At 62.3% G+C, this 12,051-nt stretch carries 10 protein-coding genes; 9 read left to right on the top strand and 1 reads right to left on the bottom strand.

The window, feature by feature from the left end; all coding sequences use genetic code 11:
- Positions 1 to 213 precede the first annotated feature (213 nt).
- The 3 genes from dapC (at position 214) to GJ700_RS32840 (ending at position 3,545) form a co-directional block, all read left to right on the top strand.
- Positions 214 to 1,437, top strand: coding sequence for a succinyldiaminopimelate transaminase (gene dapC / locus GJ700_RS32850; protein ID WP_371868236.1), 1,224 nt, complete (start codon positions 214 to 216; stop codon positions 1,435 to 1,437).
- Between the two features lie 27 nt (positions 1,438 to 1,464).
- Positions 1,465 to 2,292, top strand: a complete 828-nt coding sequence (dapD, locus tag GJ700_RS32845; protein WP_154382088.1) for a 2,3,4,5-tetrahydropyridine-2,6-dicarboxylate N-succinyltransferase — start codon at positions 1,465 to 1,467, stop codon at positions 2,290 to 2,292.
- A gap of 113 nt (positions 2,293 to 2,405) precedes the next feature.
- A complete protein-coding gene (locus tag GJ700_RS32840; RefSeq protein ID WP_154382086.1) occupies positions 2,406 to 3,545 on the top strand; it encodes a PilT/PilU family type 4a pilus ATPase in 1,140 nt (379 codons plus the stop codon).
- Here GJ700_RS32840 and GJ700_RS36365 read toward each other — a convergent pair.
- Positions 3,532 to 4,884: a hybrid sensor histidine kinase/response regulator gene (locus tag GJ700_RS36365; RefSeq protein ID WP_154382084.1), complete on the bottom strand. Its 1,353-nt coding sequence runs from the start codon at positions 4,882 to 4,884 to the stop codon at positions 3,532 to 3,534. The genes GJ700_RS32840 and GJ700_RS36365 overlap by 14 nt on opposite strands.
- Before the next feature lie 164 nt (positions 4,885 to 5,048).
- Here GJ700_RS36365 and GJ700_RS32830 point away from each other — a divergent pair, with 164 nt between their 5' ends.
- From GJ700_RS32830 to GJ700_RS32805, 6 genes are all read left to right on the top strand, one after another.
- Positions 5,049 to 6,089, top strand: a complete 1,041-nt coding sequence (locus GJ700_RS32830) for a GGDEF domain-containing response regulator (protein WP_154382082.1) — start codon at positions 5,049 to 5,051, stop codon at positions 6,087 to 6,089.
- A 127-nt stretch (positions 6,090 to 6,216) separates the two neighbouring features.
- Positions 6,217 to 7,347 carry an MFS transporter gene (locus GJ700_RS32825; protein WP_154382080.1) on the top strand — a complete coding sequence of 377 codons (1,131 nt, stop codon included), beginning with the start codon at positions 6,217 to 6,219 and terminating at the stop codon, positions 7,345 to 7,347.
- Between the two features lie 121 nt (positions 7,348 to 7,468).
- The gene (locus tag GJ700_RS32820; RefSeq protein ID WP_154382078.1) at positions 7,469 to 7,819 is read left to right on the top strand and encodes an ArsC family reductase; all 351 of its coding nucleotides are present in this window, start codon (positions 7,469 to 7,471) and stop codon (positions 7,817 to 7,819) included.
- 16 nt (positions 7,820 to 7,835) lie between these two features.
- Positions 7,836 to 8,969 (top strand): succinyl-diaminopimelate desuccinylase, encoded by a 1,134-nt coding sequence (gene dapE, locus GJ700_RS32815; RefSeq protein WP_154382077.1) that lies wholly within the window; start codon positions 7,836 to 7,838, stop codon positions 8,967 to 8,969.
- 24 nt (positions 8,970 to 8,993) lie between these two features.
- Positions 8,994 to 9,881 (top strand): 50S ribosomal protein L3 N(5)-glutamine methyltransferase, encoded by an 888-nt coding sequence (prmB, locus tag GJ700_RS32810; protein WP_154382075.1) that lies wholly within the window; start codon positions 8,994 to 8,996, stop codon positions 9,879 to 9,881.
- 9 nt (positions 9,882 to 9,890) lie between these two features.
- Positions 9,891 to 11,879, top strand: coding sequence for an ATP-binding cassette domain-containing protein (locus GJ700_RS32805; protein WP_154382073.1), 1,989 nt, complete (start codon positions 9,891 to 9,893; stop codon positions 11,877 to 11,879).
- The last annotated feature ends 172 nt before the right edge of the window (positions 11,880 to 12,051 follow it).

The following is a 12,051-nucleotide window of genomic DNA, read 5'->3' as shown; positions in this document are numbered from 1 at the left end:
TAATCCATTCCTAGCGCATGGTCAAATACCATGTATCAACCCTACCTGTGTCATTGCTCCGCCATGGCTCGCACCATCGCTTGCCAATTTTTTATCGCCCAGCCACCCCATCGGCCATATTAAATACCCCTCATAACCCCCATCCCGCGCGCCGATTGCTTGCTGGCGCTATAATCACTGGTTCCGATTTGTAAAACTGCCTCTGGTCCGCCCGTGAATCCACATCTCGACAAGCTGCAATCGTATCCATTCGAAAAACTCCGGCAATTGTTTGCGCAAGTGACGCCCAATGCCGCGTATAACCACATCAGCCTGGGCATGGGCGAGCCCAAGCATCCGACGCCGCCATTCATCCAGCAAGCGCTGGCCGGCAACCTGGACGGCCTGGCCAATTACCCGCTGACCATCGGCTCGGAGCCGCTGCGCAAGGCGATTTGCGGCTGGCTCGAGCGCCGCTATGGCTTGCCGGCGCTGAACCCTGCCACGCAGGTGTTGCCGATCAATGGTTCGCGCGAAGCGCTGTTCGCGCTGGCGCAGACCGTGGTCGATCCGACCCGGGGCGACGGTAACCGCGCGATCGTGGTGTCGCCGAACCCGTTTTACCAGATCTATGAAGGCGCGGCCTACCTGGCCGGCGCCGAACCCTACTTTGTCAATTCCGACCCGGCCCGCAACTTCGGCTGCGATTACGACACCATTCCGGAATCCGTCTGGCAGCGCACGCAATTGCTGTTTGTCTGCTCGCCGGGCAACCCGACCGGCGCCGTGCTGTCGCTGACGGAATGGGAACACTTGTTTGCACTGTCCGAGCGCTACGACTTCGTGATTGCCGCCGACGAGTGCTACTCCGAGATTTACTTCGACGAGCCGCCGCTGGGCGCCATGCAGGCGGCGCACATGCTGGGCCTGGCCACGGTCGAGCGCCCGTATGCGCGCCTGGTGGTGTTTTCCAGCCTGTCGAAACGCTCGAACGTGCCGGGCATGCGTTCCGGCTTCGTCGCCGGCGATGCCGAAGTGCTGAAGAAATTCCTGTTGTACCGCACCTACCACGGCGGCGCCATGAGCCCACCCGTGCAAGCTGCGTCTGTCGCGGCCTGGAACGACGAAACCCACGTCGAATCGAACCGCGCCCAATACCGCGCCAAATTTGCCGCCATCACGCCGCTGCTGCAGGAAGTGATGGACGTGGCGCTGCCCGACGCCGGCTTTTACCTGTGGGCCGATGTATCGCGCACGGGCCTGTCGGACACCGAGTTCGCACAGCGCCTGTACGCCGAATATAATGTCACTGTATTGCCCGGAAGCTACCTGGCGCGCGACGCGCACGGCATCAATCCGGGCCGCAACCGTATCCGCATGGCGCTGGTCGCCGAAACCGATGAAGGACTGGAAGCTGCGAAGCGCATCGTCCAGTTCTGCCAAACCCTGTCTAAATAAGTCAATAAGTCACTAAAGAAGATCATCATGACCCAACAACTGCAACAAATCATCGAACAAGCCTGGGACAACCGCGCCGAGATCAACCCAGCCAACGGTACCGCCGAACTGCGCGACGCCGTCTCGCACGTGCTGGCCGGCCTGGATAACGGTTCGCTGCGCGTGGCGCAAAAAGACACCGGCACCTGGGTGGTGAACCAGTGGATCAAGAAAGCCGTGCTGTTGTCGTTCCGCCTGGAAAACAACGTCGTGCTGCCTTCGGACGGCACGATGCAGTTCTACGACAAGGTACCGACCAAATTCGCCAACTATACCGAAGCCGACTTCCAGAAAGGCGGTTTCCGCGTGGTGCCGCCGGCCGTTGCCCGCCGTGGTTCGTTCATCGCGAAAAACGTGGTGTTGATGCCTTCCTACGTCAACATCGGCGCCTACGTCGATGAAGGCGCGATGGTCGACACCTGGGCCACCGTCGGTTCGTGCGCACAGATCGGCAAGAACGTCCACCTGTCCGGCGGTGTCGGCATCGGCGGCGTGCTGGAGCCAATGCAAGCGAATCCGACCATCATCGAAGACAACTGCTTCATCGGCGCCCGTTCGGAAATCGTCGAAGGCGTGATCGTGGAAGAAAACTCCGTGATTTCGATGGGCGTGTACATCGGCCAGTCGACCAAGATCTACGACCGCGCCACCGGCGAAGTGACCTACGGCCGCGTGCCTGCCGGTTCCGTCGTGGTGTCGGGCAACCTGCCTTCGGCCGACGGCAAGTACAGCCTGTACTGCGCGGTGATCGTCAAGCGCGTGGACGCGCAGACCCGCTCCAAAACCAGCATCAACGAACTGCTGCGCGGCGTTTAAGTCAAGCCACCGGCTTGCGCTAACGTAGGGCGGGTTTTACAAACCCGCCATGCATGCGTTTCGACGGCTCACGGCGGCTTCGTAAAAGCCGCCCTACTTGAGGAGACATCATCATGGCCATGGACCGCCTGTTCCAGCTGATGAAGGAAAAAGCCGCATCGGACATGTTTTTCGCGGTGAATTCCCCCGTCCACATCAAGATCAACGGTACCCTCATTCCCATCAACCAGCAAAAGCTGGAGCCGGAAAATATCCACGCCCTGCTGTCGGAAATCTGTTCGCCGGAACAGATGGAAGAACTGGAGCGCACCAACGAACTCAATGCCGGTTATTCCGTGCCCAACCTGGGCCGCTTCCGCCTGTCGGCATTCCGCCAGCGCGGCAGTATCTCCGCCGTGTTCCGCTTCGTACCCGCCACCATCCCCGCGCTGGGCGACCTCGGTTTGCCGCCCGTGCTGTCCGAACTGATCATGGAAAAGCGCGGCTTGCTGCTGCTGGTCGGTTCCACCGGTTCCGGCAAGTCCACCACCATTGCGGCCATGCTGGACCACCGCAATGAAATGAAACCGGGTCACATCCTGACCTTGGAAGACCCGATCGAATACCTGTTCAAGAACAAGAAATCCATCGTCAACCAGCGGGAAATCGGTTCCGACGCCAAGGATTTCTATACCGCGCTGCGCAACTCGATGCGCCAGGCGCCGGACTGCATCCTCATCGGTGAAATCCGCGACAAGGAAACCATGGCCGCCGCCCTCGCCTATGCGCAATCGGGCCACCTGGTGCTGGCAACCCTGCACGCGAATAACAGCTACAACGCGCTGAACCGCATCATCAGTTTTTATCCGATCGAAAACCGCGCGGCGCTGTTCCAGGACATGTCGTCCACCGTCAAGGCCATCGTGTCGCAGCGCCTGATCAAGTCCGCCAGCGGCGGCACCCGCACGGCCGCCGTGGAAGTCATGGTCAATACGCGCTACATCTCGGAATTGATTGAAAAAGGCGAGATCAGCCAGATCAAGGAAGCGATGGAGAAAAGCCTGACGGGCGGTTCGCAATCGTTTGAAGCGGCGCTGTTCGCCCTGGTCCAGTCCGGCAAGATCACCAAGGAAGAAGCACTGGCCAACGCGGATTCCGCCACTAACCTGCTGTGGCTGCTCAATAACGGGCCGGACGCCAAGAAAGAAGAACCGGAGCAGGCGGCCGCATCCACCGCTTCCGAGACCTCGTTCACGGAATTCACCCTGGGCTGAGCGCCGGCGCCACGCGGGGGAAAGTCAGGCGCACCGTGGCGCCCTGCCCCCGCACACTGTCCACGGTGATGCCGCCCCCCAGCACCACCGTCGCCAGGTTCTGGATGATATGCATGCCCAGGCCGGAGTTGCCGGCGCCGCGGCGCGTGGTGAAAAACGGGTCGAGGACGCGGGGCAGGTTTTCCGGCGCAATGCCCGCGCCGTTGTCGGAAAACACCAGTTCCACATGGTTGTCGCCCAGCGCCCTGACGGCAATTTCCACGCGCCCGCCGTTGCCGTCAAACGCATGGTCTTGCGCATTGCTGACCAGGTTGGACAGGATTTGCGCCAGCGGGCCCGGAAAACTGTCCATTGTGATGCCTTCCTGCGCATCGATGACGGCATCGATGCCGGCCTGCTTCAGTTGCGGCTGCAAACTGGCCACCACTTCCCGCACGTAAACGCCCAGGTCGAATTCGCGCCGCTGGCCGCTGGCGCGGTCCGTGGCGCCGGATTTCAAGCGGCCCATCAAGTCCGCCGCGCGCTGGCAATTGACGATCAGCGCCTGTGATAATTCCGACCCCAGTTCAAAGAATTGTTCCAGCTTGCTGCGCTGCAACTGGTTGTCGCGCATTTTCGCGGCCACTTGCCGGATCTGGTCATTCAAGTGGGTGGCGGCGGACAGCGCCACCCCCAGCGGCGTATTGACTTCATGCGCAATGCCGGCCACCAGCCGCCCCAGCGACGCCATGGTTTCCGATTTGATCACCTGTTCCTGCGCCGTGCGCAGGCGCGCCAGCGTTTCTTCCAGCGCGCGGCTGTGGCTGACGGCATCGGCCGTGCGCTCGGCCACGTCGCGCTCCAGCTGGTCGCGGTGCTCGCGCAACGCCTGCTGCGCTGCTTCGCGCACGGCGACTTCGCGCTGCAGGGCGGCGTTTTGTTCCGCCAGGCGCCGCTGCAACGTATGCAGCGCGATATGGGTACGCACGCGCGCCAGCAATTCGCCCAGCAACGGCGGCTTGCTCACGTAGTCGACGCCGCCCACGTTAAACGCGTGCATTTTCGAGCTTTCATCGGCCAGCGCCGTCATGAAGATCACGGGGATGTCTTTGAGCCCGTCGTCCGCCTTCAGGCGCACACAGGTTTCAAAGCCATCGATGCCCGGCATCATGACATCCATCAGGATCAGCGCCGGCTGCGCTTCGCGGGCCAGCGCCAGCGCCGCTTCACCGTTATACGCATGGCAAGTCCGGTATCCCGCCTCTTCCAGATACTCTTTCATGACCAGTACGCCGGAAGGCGAGTCATCAACGACGAGGATGATGGCTCCCCCTGGTACTGGCTGTTCGTTGTCGTTCACAGCAGGTCCTTTTTTGCTGATTGGCACGTCAGACGGGGCTCAGCCATTGTACGCCGAACTGTTGCCGACAGATCTAAGGGTTGTCCTTATGGTATTTATCAAATTGAAACCAACAAGGAACTTCGGACTAGAATGATGAAAAGCAATGCACCGGAGCACCCCACATGAATGCGCCCGACACCTGCGACACTATCCCCTTCCTGGCGGAAGATACCTACGCCGAGCCTTGCGGCGAGCTGGCTCCATGGAAAATACTGATTGTCGACGACGATCCCCACGTCCACGCGGTGACAGAACTGATCTTGCGGCACATTACTTTCCGTAACCGCCCGCTGCGGATTTACAACGCCGCCTCCGCCGCCGAAGCCCGTGGCCTGCTGGAACAGGAACCCGATGTTGCGTTTGCGCTGATCGACGTCGTCATGGAAACCGCGGATGCGGGCCTGGAACTGGTGCGCCATATCCGCGAAGTCCGCCAGGACCGGGCGATTCGCCTGGTGCTGCGCACGGGGCAGCCCGGCTATGCGCCCGAACAGGACGTCGTGCTGGCGTATGAAATCGATGATTACAAGTCCAAGACGGAACTCACCGCGCAAAAGCTGTTCACCAGCGTGATTGCCTGCCTGCGCGCCTATGAACTGATCCGCGAAATCCATGCGCTCAATGCGGACCTGGAAGCGCGGGTCGCCATGCGCACGGCGGAACTGCAAAAACTGGCCATGCTGGACCCGCTGACAGGCGCCGGCAACCGCCGCCACCTGGAAGAACGGGCCGTGGCGGAAATCGCCGATTGCCAGCGCACCAGCCGCGCGCTGGGCGTCATCATGTTCGACATCGACCACTTCAAGCACATCAACGATACGTGGGGCCACGCGGTGGGCGATATCGTGCTGCAAAAAGTCGTGCAGACCGCGTCCGCACAATTGCGCGCCACGGATTTTCTTGCCCGCATCGGCGGAGAGGAATTCGTCATCCTGGTGCCGGGGGATGGACTGGCGGGCGCCGCGCACATCGCGGAGCGCATCCGCGCCGCGCTCGCTTGCAGCCCCATCTGCGCGCAGGCGGTTTCCGTGCCCGTCACGTCCAGCTTCGGCGTCACGCTGGTATCGGAAACCTCGCTGGACGGGGCGCTGGTGCGCGCCGATGAAGCGCTGTACCAGGCCAAGCATGGCGGCAGGAACCAGGTGGTGACGGCGGCCGCCTGAATGTCCCGCATGGCGAAACGCGATGACGCCGGCGCCACCTTTTTGCACCGTAACTCCTGCGCATTTCACACCATTGCTTTATAGTCTGGCCCGTTTGCTGCACCTGCGGCCTCTCTTTTTGCAAGACATGCACGTTACTTCCAGCCGTTCCACCCGCCTCGCCTTTTTTGCCAACGGTATCGCCATGTCCGCCTGGGCGCCGCTGGTCCCCTATGCGAAAACCCGGTTGCAGCTGGAGCCGGCCCACCTCGGCATGATCCTGCTGTGCCTGGGCATCGGCTCCATGCTGGCCATGCCCGCCACCGGGGCGCTGACGGCCCGGTTTGGCTGCCGCAAGGTGATGACGGCATCCGGTTCGCTGGTGTGCGCCATCTTGCCGATGTTAGCGCTAGCAAGCTCGCCGTTGCAGTTGGCCCTGGCGTTGTTCCTGTTTGGCGCCAGTATCGGCACCATGGACGTCGCGATGAATGTGCAAGCGGTGGAGGTGGAGAAACACCGGGGCATACCCCTGATGTCGGGTTTTCACGGCATGTACAGCGTGGGCGGCTTCGCCGGCGCCGCTGGCGTCACGTTGCTGCTGGCCAATGGCGTCACGCCGGCCGCCGCCTGCATTGCGGTGGCCATGCTGGCCGCATCGCTGCTGCTGGCCGCCCGCAGCGGCATGCTGGCTGCCACGGGCGGCAACGGACACGCGCTGTTCGTCATGCCCCGTGGCCGCGTCATCGTGATTGGTTTGCTGTGCTTTGCCGTCTTCATGGCGGAAGGCGCGGTGCTGGACTGGAGCGCCCTGCTGCTGGCCGGCATGCCGGGCTTCGCCACCAGCGAAGCGGGACTGGGTTATGCGGCGTTCGCCATTGCCATGACCACCGGGCGCTTTGGCGGCGACCGTATCGTGCGCCGCTGGGGCAACGTGCGGGTGCTGCTATGCGGCGGGATCTGCGCGGCGGCGGGCTTTTTCACGGCGGTGCTGGCGCCGCATGCCGCCGTGGTGCTGGCCGGATTTGCGCTGGTCGGACTGGGCGCATCGAATATCGTGCCGATCCTGTTCACGGCGGCCGGGCGCCAACCCGACATGCCGGCCAGCCTGGCCGTCGGCGCGATCACCGCAATCGGCTATACCGGCATCCTGACCGGACCGGCGCTGATCGGTTTTATTGCCCATGCCGCCAGCCTGCAACTGGCGTTCGCCGGGCTGGGCTGCGCCATGCTGGTGGTGGCGGCCGGCGCGCGCATTCGGGCTGTCGCTGGCCCGGCCTGAGCGGCGGGCGCCGCCGCGCGCGGCGCGGTTGATCTCCGCCGGAGGCCATGGCAGCCCCGCCAACCGCTATAATGCGCATTTACGCCGCCACCCCGGCGGCGAGGCATTTCACCTCCATTCCATGATCACTCTCTACGGCATCCCTAACTGCGACACCGTGAAAAAAGCCCGCGTGTGGCTGGCGGACCAGCAGCGCGACTTCACGTTCCACGACTTCAAGAAACAAGGCTTGAGCGCCGACACCGTCAACGGCTGGCTGGCCAGCCTGGATTGGGAAGTGCTGGTCAACAAGAAAGGCACCACGTGGCGCGGCTTGCCCGATGAGCGCAAGGCCGCCATCGTCGATGCCGCCAGCGCGCGTGAACTGATGCTGGAATTCCCGTCCGTGATCAAGCGTCCCGTGCTGCAAGGCGTGGGCGACGCCTGTCATGTGGGCTTCTCGGCCGCCCAGTACAGCCAGATCTTCGCTTAACAACGAGTCAATCAGCATGACAGCTTCCCGTACCCTTGCGCTGACGGAAAAACTCATCGGCCGTTCGTCCGTCACGCCGGAAGACAAAGGTTGCCAGGACCAGTTGATCCACTTGCTGGAACCGCTGGGCTTCGAATGCGAAACCATTGTCTCCGGCGATGTCACCAACCTGTGGGCGCGCCGTGGCGCCGAGGGCCCGGTGCTGGTCTTCGCCGGCCACACGGACGTGGTGCCGACCGGCCCCGTCGAACAATGGTCGTCCGAACCGTTTTATCCAACCCACCGCGACGGCAAGCTGTATGGCCGTGGCGCCGCCGACATGAAGACGTCGATTGCCGCCATGGTGGTGGCGTGCGAGGAATTCATTGCGGCCCACCCGGATCACAAGGGGTCGATTGCCTTCCTCATCACCAGCGATGAAGAAGGCCCGGCCACGGATGGCACCGTGGTGGTGTGCAACATGCTGAAAGCGCGCGGGGAACAGCTCGATTACTGCATCGTGGGCGAACCCACGTCCGACAAGACGCTGGGCGACATGATCAAGAATGGCCGCCGCGGTTCGCTGTCCGGCAAGCTCACCATCAAGGGTATCCAGGGCCACATCGCCTACCCGCAACTGGCGCGCAACCCGATCCACCAGGCCGCGCCGGCGCTGGCCGACCTGGTGGCCGAAGTCTGGGACCACGGCAACGAATACTACCTGCCGACGTCGTGGCAAATGTCGAACATCAAGGGCGGCACGGGCGCCAACAACGTGATTCCAGGCGACGTCGTGATCGATTTTAATTTCCGCTTTTCCACCGCCAGCACGCACGAGGAATTGAAGCGCCGCGTGCACGCGATCCTCGACAAGCACAGCCTCGAATACGATCTGCAGTGGACCTTGTCCGGCCTGCCGTTCCTGACGCCGCGCGGCACGCTGAGCACCGCCGTTGCCGACGCCATCAAGGCGGAAACCGGTGTCGAGACGGAACTGTCGACCACGGGCGGCACGTCGGACGGCCGCTTCATCGCGCAGATCTGCCCCCAGGTGATAGAATTCGGCCCTCCCAACGCCAGCATCCACAAGATCGACGAGCACATCGAGCTGCGTTTCATCGATCCGCTGAAAAACATCTACCGCCGTACACTAGAAAACCTGTTGACCTGAATATCTGAAAGGCCAGGAGATACCATGCCCAATACCCTGTTTACCACTCCGCGCGACTTGCTGCGCTACGCCGTTACCCGCTTCAATACCGCCAAGCTGTTCTTCGGCCACGGCAGCGTGGAAGCCATCGATGAAGCGGCTTACCTGATCCTGCACACGTTGCGCCTGCCGCTGGACAAGCTGGACCCGTTCCTCGACGCGCGCCTGTTGCCGGACGAAGTGCAAGCCGTGCTGGACGTGATCGAGCGCCGCACCGTGCAACGCGTTCCCGCCGCCTACATCACGAAGGAAGCGTGGCTGGGCACTTATAACTTCTACGTCGACGAACGCGCACTGGTGCCCCGTTCGTTCATCGCGGAACTGATCCCGCAATACTTCTCGCCGTGGGTCGCCGACCCGGACGAAGTCACCGAAGTGCTGGAACTGTGCACGGGTTCCGGCTGCCTGGCCATCATGATGGCGGACGCGTTCCCGAACGCCCACGTCGACGCCGTCGATATTTCGCGCGATGCGCTCGATGTGGCGCGCCGCAACGTCGACACCTACGAATTGCAGGACCGCGTGACCCTGATCGAGTCGGACCTGTACCAGAACGTGCCGAAGAAAAAATACGACATCATCGTCACCAATCCGCCATACGTGAATTCCGCGTCGATGGGCAAGCTGCCGCCGGAATACCTGGCCGAACCGCAGCTGGCGCTGGCCGGCGGCGTCGACGGCATGGACCTGGTGCGCCGCATCGTCAAGGGCGCCGCCGACCTGTTGACGGACGACGGCTTGCTGATCGTGGAAATCGGCAACGAGCGCGAATATGCGGAAAAAGCCTTTGGCGACATGGGCCTGACGTGGCTGACCACCAGCGCCGGCGACGACATGGTATTCCTGCTGACCGCCGACCAGCTGAAACTGTAAAGCATAACTATGATCCGTTTGAACAACGTCAGCCTGATGCGCGGCGTCAAGCCGCTGCTGGAACAGGCCGACCTGACGCTGAACCCGGGCGATAAAATCGGTCTCATCGGCGCCAACGGCGCCGGTAAATCCAGCCTGTTTGCCATGCTGCGCAGCGAGCTGCATCCGGACCAGGGCGATATCGATTTCCCCGCCAAGTGGCGCATGGCGTACGTGGCGCAGGAAACCCCGCCGTTGGAGCGTGCCGCGATCGATTACGCCATCGATGGCGACGTCAATTTGCGCAAGCTGGAAGCGGAACTGGAGCGCCTGCAGGCGGCGCCGGAAACGGCCGATAACGGCCTGGCCATGGGCGAGGTCTACAGCGCGCTGGCCGATGCCGATGCGTACACGGTGCAATCGCGCGCCGAACAGTTGCTGATCGGCCTGGGTTTCACGCTGGACCAGATGAAACAGCCGGTCGCCAGTTTTTCCGGCGGCTGGCGCATGCGCCTGAACCTGGCGCAGGCGCTGATGTGCCCTTCCGACTTGCTGCTGCTGGACGAACCGACCAACCACCTGGACCTGGACGCGATCATCTGGCTGGAAGACTGGCTGAAACGCTACACCGGCACGTTGATCATCATTTCCCACGACCGCGATTTCCTCGACGCCATCGTCAACGTGATCGTGCACATCGACGAGCGCAGGCTCAAGCGCTACTCCGGCAATTACTCGGCGTTCGAACGCCAGCGCGCCGCGCAACTGGTGCTGCAGGCATCGTCGATTGAAAAGCAGCAGCGCCAGCGCGCCCACCTGCAATCGTTCATCGACCGCTTCAAGGCCAAGGCCACCAAGGCGCGCCAGGCGCAAAGCCGCATGAAGCAACTGGCGAAAATGGAAGAACTGGCGCCGCTGCGGGCGGCGGCGGAATTCACGTTCGAATTCCGCGAACCGGTCAGCGCCCCGAATCCACTGCTGGTGATGGAAGACGTCAACGCCGGCTACCACCTGGAAGATGGCGACAAGGTCATTGTCCGTGGCATCAATTTCTCGCTGCAAAGCGAACAGCGCATCGGCTTGCTGGGCGTGAATGGCGCCGGCAAATCCACGCTGATCAAGACCATTGCCGGCGAACTGCAGCCGCTGGACGGCACCTCCACCACCGGCAAGGGCTTGGTGGTCGGCTACTTCGCCCAGCACCAGGTGGAAATGCTGCGCCACGACGAATCGCCGCTGTGGCACTTGCAAAAGATCGCGCCGACCGTGCGCGAGCAGGAATTGCGCAACTTCCTGGGCAGCTTCAACTTCCCGGGCGATATGGTGACCAGCCCCATCAAACCGTTTTCCGGCGGTGAAAAGGCGCGCCTGGCGCTGGCGCTGATCGTGTGGCAACGCCCGAACCTGCTGCTGCTGGACGAACCCACCAATCACCTCGACCTGGAAACCCGCGAAGCGCTGACGGAAGCGCTGGCGCAATTCGAAGGCACGCTGGTGGTGGTATCCCACGACCGGCACCTGCTGCGCGCCACCACCGACCAGTTCATCATCGTGGCCGACGGCCGTTTGCAACCGTTCGACGGCGACCTGGACGATTACAAGGACTGGCTGTTCCAGACCAAGCTGGGCAAAGGCACGGACATGCTGCCGGCCGCCGGCAAGGCCAACAAGACGGATTTCCCGCAATCGCAGCCCGTCAAGCAGGCCGCCGCCGCGCCCGTGTCGGACGTGGACCGCAAGGAGCAAAAGCGGCTGGACGCGGAACAGCGCCAGCGTCTGTCGGCCCAGCGCAAGCCGATTGAAAACCGCATCAAGCGGCTGGAAGAACAGATGGCCAAGCTCAACACCCGGAAATCCGGCATCGATGCGGAACTGGGCGGCAGCGACATTTATGAAGCGGCCAACAAGGACAAGCTGAAGACCATGCTGACCGACCAGGCGTACTGCACCAAAGAGCTGGAGCAGCTGGAAGGGGAATGGCTGGAGTTGCAGGAACAGCTGGAGGCGCTGGCCGCTTGACGGATGCGGCCCTTCGTCGCTGTTTTAAGCCACGTTGCTGACCGTGTAGAACCTATGATGTAAAAGAAAGAGCCGTCGGCATAACGATTTCCTAAACTGGAGGTGCTAACCAATCCAAATAAGGGGATCATCATGCAAACGGCTCAAACTCATTTTACGTCGATTGAATTGA

The organism is Pseudoduganella rivuli (genome assembly GCF_009674485.1).
Taxonomy (GTDB): Bacteria; Pseudomonadota; Gammaproteobacteria; order Burkholderiales; family Burkholderiaceae_D; genus Rugamonas; species Rugamonas rivuli_B.
The sequence above is the reverse complement of the archived record's forward strand: the minus strand, read 5'-3'. Positions and strand labels throughout refer to the sequence as shown.